We start from the raw sequence: 15331 nt of genomic DNA on the forward strand, positions 1-15331 counted from the left end.
TGGTCGGTATGCTGACGTACGGACTTGCGGTGTTCGGGTGGTGACCTGCTTCGATTTTTGCTGTCCATTCGTCATCAGGCGATCCCCAACTTCTTTTTTATCGGCAGAGGTAAACCTTCGAAGATTTCGTCCAACGGTTCTGCTGCCAATGTCCTCAACGCTTCGTTCTTCATCCGCAATTCCTTGACCAGATCGACCAGGTCGTCTTTCCGGCTCTTCCTGATCCCGGTGGCTGTGGGGCGTTCAGCCCGCTTCAGTTTCGCGCTCTTGGCTTCGTCTAGATCCACGTTTACTGCATCGAGGTACTGTTTGAGATGGGGTGAATAGCTCGACGTGTTCATGAGCGTCGCGCGGTTCATGCCGAGCACTGCGGCGACTTCGGAGCCTTTGATTTGATAACTTTTCTTCACGAGAAAATCCGTAGGCGTGCGGTGACGCCGAATGTAGAGCGCTTTCTCTCGTTTCATATCCTCAACACACTGCCAGGCGGCAGCACTGGCGTTTCTGTCGGAAACCCAGTCTGGACGATCTTCGAGTCCTTTGCCGGCCCCTGCCTCCGCACGTTTTTTTAGATACTCCATCACCATTACGCAGCCCTCAACTTGTAACTTGTTAACACGGATTCAAGCTCAGGTAGTGCCTCGTGGCGGGCGTTCAGCGTCCGGACGTGACGTGTGACATTGCGCACCAGCTCGAACGAAGGCTGTTTGAAAATGTCCGGGACGACCGGGTTGTTCAGAACCTCAACATGTGACGCAATTTGAAAAAGCATCCACTCGACATTGGTCGTCTGCATCAGATTATGGACGCACCCCAGACACAGCTCAGGGGACGCATTGTGGCGCATCGGTTCACCCTCTTCGGCACATCTGGCTCTATACCTGGTCCGCCGCATCAGCAAACAATACCCCCAGGGATTCGCCTTGATGTTTTCAACCTCTATGTTTGCCAGTTGCTCGGCCAATTCCGTCTGTTGCTCCGGGCTCTGGACGCGCGTCTGCCGGAGGAGGCGGCGCAGTAACTTGTTCATTTGACCGGCGTAGCCTTCGCCGTGATGTTTGATGTAGTTGTGGACAAGCGAACTAATGACACGGATCTTCACCCGTTGGTGGCCTGCGCGGTTGTCTTTATCGCGGATGTAAGCCAGCCACATGGTTCGACTGATGTGTTTGAACTGGCTGCGGATCATCCAGCCTGCATCACCATCAAACCGTCGGTAAATCGCCTCTGCCCACATGTGGCGGAACGCGTGGGGGCTTGGATACAGTGCCTCACCCAGCACCTCGCTGTGGATAGTTTTGGATGTTTCCCCCGATCGGCACTCGACTTCACTGAGTGAGAAAAGCCAATCCCGTGTTTCGTCGGACAGGTGAGTGTTAAGCAGAGCCCGCCAGTCTGGCCGCAGGGTACCGTTACGGTATTGGGTCACCCAGTCTTTCTTGTCGCCGACAGATTTCTGGAAAAAGAAAGCCAGCCGAGGCCACTCTTCACGGGTTCGACGATGCGCCTCTCGTAAATTCCCGTCTATTGTGAGTTCGTTCCATTCGTCGGCGGAGCGCGATACCAAAAGCCGTTCCTTTTCCCGGTACTGGTCCATCGTCAGCAAATCGCCGGATGCTTCAACTTGCGCCAAACTTTGCCACGACCCCCAGTTATCGATCAGTTCAAAACCGGCATAGTTTTGGACGTAGTGCGGCCAAAGGCCACCGACGGCTCTGAGCACTGATTCTTCAGACTGGGAGGGGATTTTTTTATTTAATGTTCCATACAAACATGGCCGGTCATGGTCAGAGCCATGTATACGCCCCAGGCGCTCAGCGATAGCAACAGCACTGAAAGTGACTTCCCGTAACTGTCGGACTCGCCCGGATGTCTTATAGACGTACCAATCTACCTGATAGCGATGCGGGAAGGCATACTGATCCAGCTTGTCCATGTTTCGGTTGCGCTGGATGTCAGAATAGGAAAACCCGAACTCGCTTGCTCGCCATCCGGTCAACGCCACCACACCGACTAAGCCAGCTGACGCGACCAGTTCAATGAATTGGCGAGGCAGACTGTAGCCACCTTTCGTCTTTTTTCCGCCCTCGTAGGCCGTTCCTTCAAGGCCAAAGGATTTAAAAAATGCCACCGTGGGCACAAAAGAGCCACTTTGGTCACAGCGTTGTTTCATGGCATCGAGATTTTGCAGGAACAAGTGCCAGGGCACCGGCCTCTGACATTCCCCCAGAAGGTACTGCGTTTCCTCGATATCCTCCCGGCGCAGCCAGTTCCAGATGATAACCCGCAGGCGGTCTACGGTCTCTGGTGACGGGATAAGGCCGAAAGCCTCGCCAATCTGCTCTAACACATTTTCTTTCAGGACGTGATGTTCGAAGCGTGCCTGACGGTGAGCTTCCAGGAAGTAATCCACAACAGCCGTCTGCACCCGCTGCCCCAATGCTGGCCTACTTGGCCATATCTCGGTGACCGGTCGCCCCTCAAGGACCCGTGAGATATGAGCCCTGACAGATGTCTGGCTCACGCCCAGATCCGTGGCAATCGTCGCAAAGGCTTGCAATGTTTGACTGAGGGCGCAGGCAAGCGCGGCGTGCTCCTCAAAAAAATTGAGACAGTGCTCCACATAATATCTTCCATGATCCAATGTAAGCAGGTTAAAGGATTGGCCTTTTTTCCAATCCTGGTAGGTCAGGTTATTATCCGTCAGTTCAGGGATCAGCTCCTTGAACTGCTTCCTGACATGAGCTTCGGTCACATCCCGAGAAATCCAGTCAAGGCCCAACTCCGAAGTGGCGTCTTTCAGCGCTTGAAGGGGCATGAGAAACGTCATGTCTATTTGACTGCGTACGGCTTTAAGCGGCGAGGGGCGTCCCCCTCTCCAATTGTTCGTTAGCATGAAGGCCAACACCTCTCGGCTGTTTTCGCGGGTGAGGCGGGGCAGGTTTCTTCGCGCCAAGGCGACCATCCATAGCCTCAGTCCTTTCAGTCTTCTTGTGTAGCTGTTGACGGTCGTCGATTCGGCGAGGGACAGCCAGATCTCTTTGGAGAGCGAGACGGGATCAATACCCTGTTCCCGCACCCAGTCTGGGTAGTCCTCAGACAGTGCCAAAACAGTGTCAAAGTCGACTGTGTAACATTTTCCCCTCAGGTTGATGAATTGCCATACGTTCTCCGTAAATTGATTACTCCGGTTACCAGGCAAAGCGTTGAGACGTGCCTGCAATTCATTGAGATCCGGTAGATTCCGATGCCGACGTGCTGTCGTTGCGGTCATTCCACAGTCTCCAGTAGGTAATCAAACAAATTGGGCAGATGGGGCTTAAGGTCGGCATATTGTTTCTGGGCCTCAGCAGCAGAACGCATACGAGCCAGATTGCGCGTCATCCATTCAACGCGGATCAACAGTGTGCGCTCGACCCAATCGGGCCGAACTGCCAGCATTTGCGGTAGCCGAGTCTCGGCTTCGGCGATCGTATGAATAAACAGCAGCGCCTGCTCCACTGTGTCAGGAACGAGGATGACATCGTCGTTTTGGATCCGTTTGATCGACTGATCGATCGAATGAACTCGAGCGTCCTCTGAACCGGTGGCCTCTACCACGCGAGTGTTCAACTCGAGATCGTTCACCGCTGCCGCCATTGCGGAGACGGATGGTTGGTATACAACATTCTGGAGATCGTTCAGAACCAGGCGGGTGACCCGACCTGCACGGTTGACGAAATCCTTATTGGCGTCGGTCAGATAAGCATGCTTTTCGGTTGCCGAGGTGTGCGAGTGGTGGTTGATCAGGTCACCGTCACGGTAACGGTCCGACCCCGCATGGACGGCAGTGGTCTTCACATGCGTGAGAGAAAATATGTTCTGAGGAAGCGGGCGCGCGACCGACTCGCGATACGCCCCGATATTATTTTCGGATGTCTTTGCGAAAATGCCCACAGGCTCGCTGCCCTGAGTCAGCGCCAACGCGGCGTCCAGAAAAATCGAACTGGCACCGGCTCGCCTTAAAGCTGCGTCAATTAGCCGCTGGACGCGAGGCAATTGCCAGATTCGCCACAAGAAAGAGATATCTCCTTTCTGCGCGAAACCTTCTCTAATGTCCGGCATCGCTTTTTCTGACATAACGTTGAATTGGAAGACAGGGCTAGAGACCGGCAAACCTGTTAAGTAGCGATACTGGGCTTTTGTCCAGCAGTCGGACGCCATCAGGATCGCTGGTTGCCGAGTCGAGCTGGCACGGCCCTTGTAGTAACAACACTCCATCGCAATCAGGCGACCGGATTGATTGAATTCGTGTGCGTAATCCGTTGTTTTCAGTTTGGGAATATCGGTTGGCTGCACCGCTTCACAGGCAACCAACCAGGCCATCAGGCGCTCCTCAAGAGGGGAGTAAACGTGTTGATAATCCGGATGATAAATGGTGGGAGAGCGAGCCCAGGATCGAATACGTTGGCCGCAGACCCGAGGCATAGAGGCCAAGCTTTCAATGCCGCTCTGCGATAACAGCGTTTTAATAGACCCTCGGTCAGAGGGGCGAACCAAATCCAGCCACAGCAGTTCTGTCCATGCCTCTCGCGGCTGCCCTGCGGAATCAAACGAACCAAAACGCCTTAATATCTTGTAGTTCCATTTACGAAACCAGTTCTTCCCGCAAGCAGACTCTTCAAACGTTGTGATGGGGTGTTGCTGCCATTCTGCCCGGACGTCCAGTAGATGAAGTAGTGTCTCGGCAATCGTCACCCGAAAGCTCAAAAACATTCTGCTTGGGCTTTCCAGTTGAAGGTATTTTTGCTCACCGAGAACAGATCGCAGCCAGGGCAGATTGAACCAGTCCGTAAGGGTATATGGCTTAGCACCCCCTCCTTTTGAAGGCTTTGACACCTTCAGTAGTGTCTTCAGATAGCCGAAATCCTCGTCCGTCAGGCCGGGGCTAGCCAGGGCCCTGTTCATAACTGCGGTTAAGAATTCTAACGGGCTGCGCTTCTGGCCCTGCTGATTCATGCAATACGCTTCGTAGGACTTCAGGCAATCGTAACGATTGATATCAGTGCTTTCGTAACCCGTTTCATTTACCCAATCGATGAATCGGCGTATGGAGTCCGAATAAGCTCGTCGCGATGTCTCTGTAAGGCCATGAAACCAGTCTGATTGAAATGTGGCAGAGGCCCCTTGGAAAATGGCTTCGTGAAATTTGTTTTCCCGGGTTAAGGCGATGATCTGAGTGGTACCAGCCTGGGTGTTGTATGTGATTCGAGTAGGCTTAATCGATGTATATGTGGGTTGTTCCGGCAGCGTCTGATCGAATGCTTTAGCCATATCGTCCGGTGCATGCGCCAGCTCAGCCACTCCGTCCAACTTTTCACTCACCTCCCGCCCTCAAGTTCTAACATTTGGAGTCTCATGCGGATGTACCGAGTTGTGACCGATGAAGCATGACCGTCTCGCCCGACGGTGTGCCGGAGTCGCTGGGCAACAACAATAAGCGCTGCCGATTCCGAGCGTGTTTCCCGGCCGTCAGGCCCCGTGAGTTCTTCATGAAACAGTTCCGTTGCGAAGGTATGGCGGAGATCGTGAAAGCTCAGACTGGAGTGCAAACCAGCCTCATCGGCCCTCTGTCGAAAGCGTCGTGAAGCGTGCCACTCGCTGATGCCCGTACCGAGGAATCGCGGATCTGTTCTGAGAAAAAAGCTTTCATCCGCCGTTCCGCTTTCGTCAATCGCCCACTGGCGTTCGGTACTAAAATACCGTCTCATATCCGAAAGCAACTCTCTGTCAAAATACACCCAACCACTCTTGCTGTTTTTGGCATAGCGACCCTCCAGCCAGTACCTAAACTGCTCGACGTGGTCGTAAGCTCGGTCATCCAACTGTTTGAACAGAACACACAAGGCTGGTGTGCGCAGACCCCGCAACTCCGCAGTCCTGAGCCCCACCTCAAACCCCAGTCTCATCATGAGTTTTTCAGCCAGCTTTTCACAATGATTCAGCAATGTGAGACGCGTGTGTCTCGGAACGTACTGGATGTAATGCTGTTTGGTGTTCCGTTCCGCCATGGCCTGCCGGGTCCGTCGATAAACGCGCAGCGCCAGGCGTGAAGAGAATTCCATGTAATGCAGGAAGTTATAATAAGCAGTGAGTGCTGATAGATGGGTCTGGAGGGATTGCGAGGATTTAAGACGGTTTGAAAGCACCTCATTGAGGTAATGATTCACGAATCGCTCACTACAGGACGAAGAGGCATGCAGTCCCGCCGTCTGATGACTCAGCCGACATTCTTCCAGGTAGCCCAAAAACTGAGCCAACGCGTAGATATAGGCTCGCATCGTCGCATCAGAGACCTCTCTCTCGACCAGTTCGTAGAGCTTGCCGGTGCGCCCTTGCAACGTTCCGTCGGACAATTCTTTGATCTCAAAGACAGCGCCGAATCGAGCTAGAAAGGTAGTGAACATAAGCGGCAGAAGCGGTGGTTTGCGCCGCTCATTGAGGATAAGCCAGAAGGGCTCAAAACGGTGACCGTTAAATTGATAATCGACTTGCTTCTCGATGAAAACAGTCACATCGTCACCGGCATTTGAATGGTCTTCTTATACTTTGCCGATCCGACTACAAAAGCAATGCTTTTCCTATTCGATATTGGTCTTTCGAAAAACCCAACTCGACCGGCCAAAGGTTGACTGGATCGTTTGCAAACCTTTCCCGCTTCTTCGAGGTCCACGTATCGGCCCCGCGCTCCCATGCCCACTTCAGTGGCACCACATGGTCAATATCAATATCTTGGCTGTTCTGGATAACGTTGCCTGTAAAGGGGCTGATCCAACGACCGGCAACGACCCGGCAACGATTATCGCTCGCGAAACGCACTGGCGTACTGGAACTTGCGATCAACGCCTCAGCGCGGCTGTTCTGGCAGTCGCCATCGGCATCGTCCCAGCCGTGACCGAAGGCCGATCGTCTGTATGAATCGGCCCGATGTTTGTTCAGTTTGGGCGCGTTATTAGAGGCCAACTGCTTGGGTAGGCGACCGCCACTGGCTACGCATGTCTCCAGTGAGTCAAAGGCGAGGAAATTTTCGGTGCGATCGTAATATGAGCTTTCAGGTGGGTGACAAATGCCTGAAGACGTCTTTTTGATTGTCTCAGCTGCAACGGGTGCAAACCCAATGACGATTATGAGCGCCAGTAATGAAAACGGGAGGTACCGCAACTACTTCTCCTTAAATACAAAAAGCGTAATCTGGCGGCCATCGTATCGGGCACGGCCTCGCATGTCTCGCTGTAGGAGATAACCCAATCGTTTTGCAGTGATATCGGCTTTCGCCGGGGGGCCAAGTCGCACATACTGGTTGGGAGTCAATTGATCAGGAAGATCGGGGCTCAGTGCCGGCAGGGATGCCAGGCAAACGCGACACCTGCCCAGTGGTGTGACGCGCCAGGGAGAGGCCTGGCTCCCTTTCCCTGAGACGTTTCACCATAACCTCAAATTTTGTGCAGTCCACAGATCAAGGGCTAACGGGGCTTAAACGGTTGAAAGCCGTCTGGTTTATATAGAGGCGAACCAGTCGATGATCAATCTGACAGATGCGCCGCCTACCGTTAATTCAATGAGGCTTACACTGGCTATGTTGGATTTGCCCACTTTTGCGTGCGTTGAGGATCCGTAATAAGCTGGCCGGTTGGAGCTGGTTGCTTATCAGCGGGCTTGTATACAGCCATGTTTTAACAAGCAGGAAGACAAAAGTTGCAAAACCTATTTAAATATCTTGAAAACCTTTTGCAAAAGGAACAATCCTTCATCTCTGATGGAGCAATCCTAAAGAATGCGGTGGTCGAGGCCGCGTTGAATTTGGACTCTCGACTGCTGGAACTACTGATGCAGTTCGACACGATCAAAGCGCATTTCTTTACCGAGGTATCGGGTGTGCTCGTGTTTGACAAGGTTAAATTTCAGGATTTCATTTCCAACAAAGCCTTCTTGCCAGACAGCTATACTTCTTTCAAAAACCGCATTGGACTTACAGATGGGGGGCGCGACTATTTTAGCCAGTCTCGCGACGTGGTGCTTGCTTGGCCTTATAAAGACTGCGTGCTTGAAGGCGGGATGACGAATGAAGATCGAGGCCGCAATGAAGTTTTCTGAAACACCACGCTGGCGCCGGATGAAATTACCCGACTATTCGAGCCAAAAGTGATGACCGGATGGGAGCGTTGGGACGCCGAGGCTGTTGCGACGGGAGTGCCCAAGCCCGTCGGAAAAGTGGCGGACGATGACAATCTGCTGATTAAGGGTAACAACCTCCTCGCGCTCCATTCGCTTAAGGCCAGCTATGAGGCCAGGGTTAAGCTCATTTACATTGATCCACCCTACAACAAGGTGCTCACTTGGTAGATCAGGATAGGTGGAAAGAGGACTTTCTCAAACAACTTGAGACAGATGCGAAAATGCACCTTTTGTTTCAAGGAAAGGACTACAAGGTTTTCGGGTTGCCATTCTTCAATGATGCTGCACCGTTGATCAACGATTTTCGGGAATGCTTTGGCTCGAAAGCGGGCATTAATAGCAAAGCGTAGCTTGTAGCGTAATGTATACCCAGTTCATATTGACGTTAGAGCATCGCCGAATTAGCCGCGCCTTTAGGTAAGTGCCGGTGCGGCCGAGCAGCTCAAGGCTTCAAGGTTTTTTTGCGCGGCCCGCTGCAGAAGGCGAGGGTACGGACCCTTTAGGCCGGATCCTTGAGTACCATTTATGGGGTTGCAGTCATCGGCTGCAACCCTTGCTTTACCCGCGAGGGCCGGGGTATGGGACTAGCCCCATTAGGGTTAAGCTGAATTACCGCAGGTAAGTTCATTTTGCACACCTGATGCTGGGCTGTTTTTGTGTAATTTTTGGGTTCAGTATTTCGTAAGATCTTGATATATTTAGATAAAATTTTCGCTTCTAGCGTTTTTTTAAAGGAGATTGATTTGTGCAGTTTCTTGAGTGCACAGTAGGTAAATTGAGGGTTAGCCCACCCACCCAGGTGAGTTGTGCAAAAAATCGGTCGTATAATGATCCTGGGTGTACCGTTCAATATCGCCTCCTATGCGTTGTTGACCCACATGATCGCCCAGCAGTGTGATCTGGAAGTGGGTGAGTTTGTCCACACATTCGGCGACTGCCACTTGTATCAGAACCACCTGACTGACGACATTGTCTTCGAGCAACTGACGAGAGAGCCCCGGGCGTTGCCGAACCTCGTTATCAAGCGCAGGCCGGCGAGTATATTCGAGTACGAGCTGGAGGATTTTGAGTTTGAGGGCTATGACCCGTATCCCGGGATTAAGGCTCCTATTGCTATTTGACCCTTTGTCTACGGCCTGGTCCGATAGGTTTGGGGGCGGCAGGGGAGCGGGATGGGGCTTTCCGAAAAACGCTGTGAATACGTCCGTGTACGCTTGGCTCCGCCATCCATGGCTCCGCACATTTTCGGAAAGCCCCATCCCGCTCCCCTGCATCCAAGCTGAAGGAGATAGAATCTCCCGAATCCGCGAACGAGTTGGAATTCCGGTTGTTACAAAGGCACTTGTTAGTGGCCAATTAAAATGACCCACTACTGGCCATTAATTTTGACCCACCCCCGGGTGGCCGTCAGGCCACAGAACCAGCTACTGTCCCCCGCTTTTATCCATGGCCGGGGGCATGTCAGTGAAGGAGTGGGTTGTGATACACAAGATCAAGGCACTGCACGATAACGGCAAAGGGCTGTCGATCCGCGCCATCAGTCAGGAACTGGGGTTGTCCCGCAATACCGTTCGCAAGTACCTGCGGATGGAGGTGGATGCGATTTCAGAACGGTTTGCAGACCCCTCGCGGAGCAAGCGACTCGATGATCACCGGGATTATCTGGTGCATTTGCTCCAGCAGTTTCCCAAGCTCAGCGCCGTCAAGATTGCCCGCAAGCTGCAAGAGAGGGTTGGCGAGTTGTCGGCCTCGGATCGCACCATCCGACGCTATGTGCGGGTGCTTAAGGAGGAAGTGGCCTCGGCCCAGATGCGCTACTACGAACCCATTCTGGACGATGTGCCGGGTGTTCAGTGTCAGGTGGATCCGGGTGAGTTGCGCGGCGTGCTGATCGGTGGCGAAGAGCGGATTCTCCACTTCGTGGTGTTCGTGCTGTCCTTCTCACGGCTGATGTACGTGGGTCTGGCCTTCCGCCCGCTGGATACCCAGACGTTTATCCAGCTCCATGACGAAGCCCTGCGTTACTTCGGTGGCCTGCCAGAGGAGTGCGTCTACGATCAGACCAAGCTGGTGGTGATCAACGAGCAGTACCGGGAACTGACGCTAAACCAACGGTTCCATGAGTATGCCACCACGGCCGGGTTCCGGATCCATGCCTGCGAAGGCTATGACCCGGAGAGCAAGGGCAAGGTGGAAGCTGGCGTGAAGTACGTCAAGCAGGATTGCCTCTACGGTGAAGTCTTCCGGGACCAGGAGCACGTGCGCCAGCACGTGCAGGACTGGCTTGAGAGCGTAGCCAATGTCCGCATCCACGGCACCACCGGAGAACCACCCCGGGAACGCTTCGAACGGGATGAGCGAGAACACCTGGAGGCTTACCTGTCACCAGCTTGCGTGCAATCTGTGGCCCACGAGACACGTCGAGCCGACAAGACCGGCCTGATCGCCTGGAAGGCCAACAAGTACTCTGTGCCCATGGCCTGGCAGCAGGCCCGGGTGGGCGTTCTGGAGTCCGGCGGCCAACTCCACATCAGCGACCTGAACACAGGGGAAGTCATTGCCAGCCATGCTCTGTGTGCCGATAAAGGCAAGGTAATCAAGAACACCCACCACTACCGGGATCATGCCCAGCGGGTGGCCACCCTTGAGGGTAAGATCAACGACCTGATCGGCAGTGACATCGGGCCACGGTTGTGCCAACAGCTCAAGCGTTCCGAGCCCAAGATCTACAAGGACCAGCTGGTGGCTGCCCGTGACCTGCTCAAGCGCCATGCGCCCGTGGATCCGGCATTAATTACGACGCTGGCAGAGCGTCCCGGCATGACCGCGACACGGCTGCAAAGTTATCTGGAAGCAGCCCAGGCCGCCGTTCTCCGGGAGCGACAGCCGGAACCGCTATCGGAACCAAAAGAAACACTGGATCTGAGCGCTTACCGCCATATTGGCCGCTCCAGTGGCCAGGGGGTGACCCATGAGCCAGCTTGAACAGACCGTGGCCCGTTACCGCAGCCTGCGCCTGAGCGCGGCCGCCGACGAACTGACCAACCTGCTGGCCGAGGCTGAAGCCAACGAGATGTCCTATCTCAGCTTCGCGGACCGGCTTGCCGAGCACGAACTGACCCAGCGCCAGGACAAACGCATCCGCCGGAACCGGAAAATGGCTGCGTTCCCAGCGGAGAAGCGCCTGGAGGGCTTCGACTACCGGCACCAGACCACCATTACCAAACGCCAGGTCAATGCCTTGCTGGACTTCCAGTTCATCGACGAGCGAAACAACCTGGTGTTCATCGGTCCGCCCGGTGTAGGCAAGACCCACCTGGCCATCGGCATTGGCCACAAAGCTGTGGAGGCCGGCTACCGGGTGCTGTTCCGCAACGCTCTCGATCTGGTGGAAGAACTAGAGCTGGCCGAGATGAAGGGTGAGCTGAAAAAGCGGGTCAGCCAACTGGCCAAGTACGACCTGCTGGTCATCGATGAACTGGGTTACCTGCCCATGACGCGGCAGGCCCGGTACAACCTGTTCCAGCTGATCAACAGCCTGTACGAATACCGGTCCATCATCCTCACCACCAACAAGGACTTCACCAGTTGGGGCGAGTTCTTCCACGACGACAACGTGGCGGTGCCGATCATTGATCGGGTCATCCACCATTCACACATCTTTATGCTGGGAGGAGAAAGCTATCGGCTGAAGCAGAAAACGACAGGCTAGACTATGAAAGGTGGGTCAATTTTATTGGCCAAAGGTGGGTCAAAATAAATGGCCATTGACAGCACTTGAAGTGCTGTTGAAAAGGCCTTTGGGGCAGCTGCATCATGGCTTGAATCGCAGCAGGGCGGGCACATCCCTCCAAAAATGTGCGGAGCCATGGATGGCGGAGCCCAAGCCGCGCATGGATGCCTTGAGGCGTTTTTTGGAGGGATGTGCCCGCCCTGCTGCAGCCCGCGAACTATGAGATTCAGAGTTACACGTTAGTCAAAGGGAGAGCAAAGGTGAGAAAAGCCCTGATAGTAGCCATGTCCCGAAACCGGGTCATAGGCCGGAACAACAATCTGCCTTGGTACCTGCCGGGCGATCTGCGGTACTTCAAGCAGGCCACCATGGGCAAGCCTATCATCATGGGACGGAAAACCTGGGACTCCATTGGCCGGCCGTTGCCGGGGCGGATGAACGTGGTTATTTCACGGAACGATGCCTGGGAAGCGCCAGCGGGAACCGTGGCGGCAAAGTCGCTGCAAGAGGCGTTGGTGAAAGCCGAGGCTCAGGCTGAGCTGGAAGGCGGAGATGAAGTGATGATTATCGGTGGCGGGCAGATCTATGCCGAGGCGCTGCCGATGGTTGATCGCATGTACATCACCCAGGTGCACGCTGAGGTGGAAGGGGATGCATTTTTTCCGGAAGTAAACTGGGATGAGTGGGAGGAAATCGGACGGGAGGATTTCTCCGCGTCCGATAACAACCCTTACGACTATAGCTTCGTAGTCTATCAGCGCTTGGCGTCGGCATGACGGGGCGGGCGCTTGCCTGCGGGCTTGCCGCCTTTGCCAGGGGGCTTACCCTTCGGGCCGGGACCGCCACGGCCCTTGGGGCCTTTCTTGAAGCCGGGCTTGTATCCGGGCTTGCCACCCGGACGACCACCCTGGCGGTCTCGACGCGGCGGCGCGTTGGCTGAAATCTCCGGCAAGGCCTCCGGTTGCTCCAGCGGAAGCGAGCCCGGCTGGGAGGCTTCCAGCCAGCAGGCCAGGGCGCCGGCCACCATCGCCGTGTCCATGTCATTGCGCTCGGCAATCTCATCCAGCAGCGCCATCGCTTTCGCCAGTTTGCCATCCTCGGAAAAACCCAACAGCTGCGTTTCGAACTGCTGCTCGCGCATTTTTTTCAGCTCAACCGGCGAAGGCAGTTGATAGGCTTGCATGGGTGAGTTGGTGGCACGCTCCAGGGTGCGCAGCCAGCTGCGTTCCCGGGGTGTGACCAGCAGGATTGCCTTGCCTTCCCGTCCGGCGCGGCCGGTACGGCCGGTGCGGTGGATGTAGGCTTCGGTATCGTAGGGTACATCGTAGTTGATCACGTGGGTGATCCTGGGCACATCCAGACCGCGGGCGGCCACGTCCGTGGCGACGATGATGTCCTTCTTGCCGCGTTTCAGGTCTTCAACGGTCTGCTCCCGCTGGCGCTGGTTCAGATCGCCATTCAGCGGTGCAACCGCGTGGCCGCGGGCAGAGAGTTTTTCGGCCAGCAAGGTGGTTTCCGCCTTGGTGCGCACGAAGATGATGGAGGCGTCGAACGGCTCCACTTCAAGAATCCGGGTCAGGGCATCCAGCTTGCGCTCGGCGTATACCGGCAGAACAAACTGGGAGATACGCTCAACCGTGCGGGTTTCGCTCTCGATGCGGACCTCGACGGCGTCGCTCAGATAGGTCTTGGCAACTTTCTTGATCTGCGGCGGCATGGTCGCCGAGAACAGGGCGCGCTGACAGTTTTCCGGCGTTTTCGCCAGAATTGCCTCTACGTCATCAATAAAGCCCATGCGCAGCATTTCGTCTGCTTCATCCAGAACCAGTGCTTTCAGACTATCCAGCTTCAGGGTGCCCTTACGCAGGTGGTCCAGCATGCGGCCCGGCGTACCCACGATAACCTGGGCGCCACGGCGAAGGCCTTTGATCTGGGGATAGAAATCCTGTCCGCCATAAATCGGCAGAACATGGAAATTACGGAACTTGCTGGCGTAGGTAGTAAACGCTTCGGCCACCTGGATGGCCAGTTCGCGCGTCGGCGCCAGCACCAGAATCTGGGGGTCGGTTACAGAGGCGTCAATCCGGCTCAGCAGAGGCAGTGCAAAGGCCGCGGTTTTACCGGTACCTGTCTGGGCGACACCCAGCAGATGCTTGCCGGCAAGCAGCGCAGGGATGGCCTGGGCCTGGATCGGTGACGGGGTTTCATAGCCAACGGCGGATACAGCTTCAAGTACGGCTGGATCAAGCCCCAGTTCGGCAAAAGACAATTCAGACATTGATTCACTCGGAATTCGGGAGGTAGAGCATTGCCGGGCAATGCATGATGTGCGGGTATTATAGCGGTTTTCTTGCTGCTTTAATACGCCAAACCCTGCCGGGCCTGTAGGTAGTTGCCGGTGAGTGTCCCGTTGCTTTGCCGGCCCGTTGTCCCGAGCCGGCAGACCGTGACGGTCTTCGGTTGGGAGAAAGGGTGGCTCAGGCCGCCATTTCCGATCTCAGGGCGTCGATGATGATGCGCGCGAAATCTTCCGGCGAGTCTTCCTGGAGGAAGTGCCCGCCACGCAGGGTGATGTGGGGCTGGCCGTGGGCCCCGGGAATCCGGCGCTGCATGTACCGGTCGCCGCCGCGGGTGATCGGGTCGCCGCTACTGAAGCAGGTGATGAACGGTTTCTTCCATTTTTCCAGAACCTGCCAGGCGGCTTTGTTGGCTTCGCTGTCCGGAGCCCCCGGTTCGGTTGGTACCAGCTTGGGGAAAGCTCGTGCTCCAGCTTTGAAATCCGCGGACGGGAATGGCGCCTCATAGGCGGCAAGTTCCGCTTTGCTCAGGGTGCGTTCAGTGCCCAGTTGAACAATCCGCCCGACCGGGAACCAGGGGCTGTGGGTGGCAAACGTCTTCCAGACCGAGAACACAGCAGGCATCCGGGTTTCTCCCGTCGGCAACATGCCATTACCGACAATGATGCGGCTGAATCGCTGCGGATGTTCGGCAGCCAGTCGCAAACCCAGCAGTGACCCCCAGTTCTGGCACACCAGGGTTATATTCGTAAGGCTCAGGCTCTCCAGCCAGTTGGCCAGCCAGGTCAGGTGACGGCTATAGCTGTAATCCTCAACCGAGTCCGGCTTGTCGGATTTTCCGAAGCCAATCAGGTCTGGCGCCAGCACCCGGTGGCCGGCGCCTGCCACCAGCGGAATCATGTGCCGGTAGAGGTAAGACCAGGATGGCTCGCCATGCAGCATCAGTACCGGAGAGGCATTGCGTGGCCCATCGTCAACATAGTGCATCCGGAGACCGGGCTCTACGTCGACATAGTGTGGAGCAAAAGGGTAGTCCGGAAGACCTGCGAAGCGGGCTTCATCGGTTCTCAGAATACGCATGCCATCG

At 55.4% G+C, this 15331-nt stretch carries 12 protein-coding genes and 1 pseudogene; 6 read left to right on the top strand and 7 right to left on the bottom strand.

The window, feature by feature from the left end; translation table 11 throughout:
- Positions 1-74: 74 nt before the first annotated feature.
- The 5 genes from D0851_RS16955 to D0851_RS16975 are packed head-to-tail and all read right to left on the bottom strand — an operon-like array spanning position 75 to position 7200.
- The gene (locus tag D0851_RS16955) at positions 75-587 is read right to left on the bottom strand and encodes a hypothetical protein (RefSeq protein ID WP_117619681.1); all 513 of its coding nucleotides are present in this window, start codon (positions 585-587) and stop codon (positions 75-77) included.
- The gene (locus D0851_RS16960) at positions 587-3274 is read right to left on the bottom strand and encodes a hypothetical protein (RefSeq protein WP_117619682.1); all 2688 of its coding nucleotides are present in this window, start codon (positions 3272-3274) and stop codon (positions 587-589) included. The genes D0851_RS16955 and D0851_RS16960 overlap by 1 nt, the downstream gene beginning before the upstream one ends.
- Positions 3271-5364 (bottom strand): hypothetical protein, encoded by a 2094-nt coding sequence (locus D0851_RS16965; protein ID WP_117619683.1) that lies wholly within the window; start codon positions 5362-5364, stop codon positions 3271-3273. The genes D0851_RS16960 and D0851_RS16965 overlap by 4 nt, the downstream gene beginning before the upstream one ends.
- Positions 5361-6554 (bottom strand): tyrosine-type recombinase/integrase, encoded by a 1194-nt coding sequence (locus D0851_RS16970; protein ID WP_117619684.1) that lies wholly within the window; start codon positions 6552-6554, stop codon positions 5361-5363. Before D0851_RS16970 ends, D0851_RS16965 begins: the two co-directional genes overlap by 4 nt.
- Positions 6555-6600: 46 nt before the next feature.
- Positions 6601-7200: an HNH endonuclease family protein gene (locus D0851_RS16975; protein ID WP_117619685.1), complete on the bottom strand. Its 600-nt coding sequence runs from the start codon at positions 7198-7200 to the stop codon at positions 6601-6603.
- A gap of 534 nt (positions 7201-7734) precedes the next feature.
- Here D0851_RS16975 and D0851_RS16980 point away from each other — a divergent pair.
- The 6 genes and pseudogenes from D0851_RS16980 to D0851_RS17010 all read left to right on the top strand — a co-directional run bounded on the left by D0851_RS16980 (position 7735) and on the right by D0851_RS17010 (position 12723).
- Positions 7735-8133: a site-specific DNA-methyltransferase gene (locus D0851_RS16980; protein WP_117619686.1), complete on the top strand. Its 399-nt coding sequence runs from the start codon at positions 7735-7737 to the stop codon at positions 8131-8133.
- A gap of 48 nt (positions 8134-8181) precedes the next feature.
- Positions 8182-8382, top strand: a complete 201-nt coding sequence (locus D0851_RS16985) for a hypothetical protein (RefSeq protein ID WP_162893769.1) — start codon at positions 8182-8184, stop codon at positions 8380-8382.
- A gap of 659 nt (positions 8383-9041) precedes the next feature.
- A pseudogene (gene thyA, locus D0851_RS16995) lies at positions 9042-9335 on the top strand (thymidylate synthase); the annotation flags it as partial.
- Between the two features lie 358 nt (positions 9336-9693).
- Entirely contained in the window at positions 9694-11199 is a 1506-nt protein-coding gene (istA, locus tag D0851_RS17000) for an IS21 family transposase (protein WP_162893660.1), read from the top strand.
- On the top strand, positions 11186-11926 hold the full coding sequence (istB, locus tag D0851_RS17005; RefSeq protein WP_092034459.1) for an IS21-like element helper ATPase IstB: 741 nt from the start codon (positions 11186-11188) through the stop codon (positions 11924-11926). Before istA ends, istB begins: the two co-directional genes overlap by 14 nt.
- A 305-nt stretch (positions 11927-12231) precedes the next feature.
- Positions 12232-12723, top strand: coding sequence for a dihydrofolate reductase (locus tag D0851_RS17010; RefSeq protein WP_413773557.1), 492 nt, complete (start codon positions 12232-12234; stop codon positions 12721-12723).
- Here D0851_RS17010 and D0851_RS17015 read toward each other — a convergent pair.
- Both D0851_RS17015 and D0851_RS17020 read right to left on the bottom strand, forming a co-directional pair.
- Positions 12702-14225: a DEAD/DEAH box helicase gene (locus D0851_RS17015; RefSeq protein WP_117619690.1), complete on the bottom strand. Its 1524-nt coding sequence runs from the start codon at positions 14223-14225 to the stop codon at positions 12702-12704. The two genes, D0851_RS17010 and D0851_RS17015, sit on opposite strands and share 22 nt — an antisense overlap.
- Positions 14226-14424: 199 nt before the next feature.
- Positions 14425-15324, bottom strand: coding sequence for a haloalkane dehalogenase (locus D0851_RS17020; protein ID WP_117619691.1), 900 nt, complete (start codon positions 15322-15324; stop codon positions 14425-14427).
- Positions 15325-15331 lie beyond the last annotated feature (7 nt).

The organism is Marinobacter sp. Arc7-DN-1, assembly GCF_003441595.1.
Taxonomy (GTDB): Bacteria; Pseudomonadota; Gammaproteobacteria; order Pseudomonadales; family Oleiphilaceae; genus Marinobacter; species Marinobacter metalliresistant.

Bases quoted from the DNA above. Each gene is read 5' to 3' on its own strand.
- D0851_RS16960 (WP_117619682.1), bottom strand. From the start codon at position 3,274: ATGACCGCAACGACAGCACGTCGGCATCGGAATCTACCGGATCTCAAT.
- D0851_RS17015 (WP_117619690.1), bottom strand. From the start codon at position 14,225: ATGTCTGAATTGTCTTTTGCCGAACTGGGGCTTGATCCAGCCGTACTT.
- istB (WP_092034459.1), top strand. From the start codon at position 11,186: ATGAGCCAGCTTGAACAGACCGTGGCCCGTTACCGCAGCCTGCGCCTG.
- D0851_RS17010 (WP_413773557.1), top strand. From the start codon at position 12,232: ATGTCCCGAAACCGGGTCATAGGCCGGAACAACAATCTGCCTTGGTAC.
- D0851_RS17020 (WP_117619691.1), bottom strand. From the start codon at position 15,324: ATGCGTATTCTGAGAACCGATGAAGCCCGCTTCGCAGGTCTTCCGGAC.
- D0851_RS16955 (WP_117619681.1), bottom strand. From the start codon at position 587: ATGGTGATGGAGTATCTAAAAAAACGTGCGGAGGCAGGGGCCGGCAAA.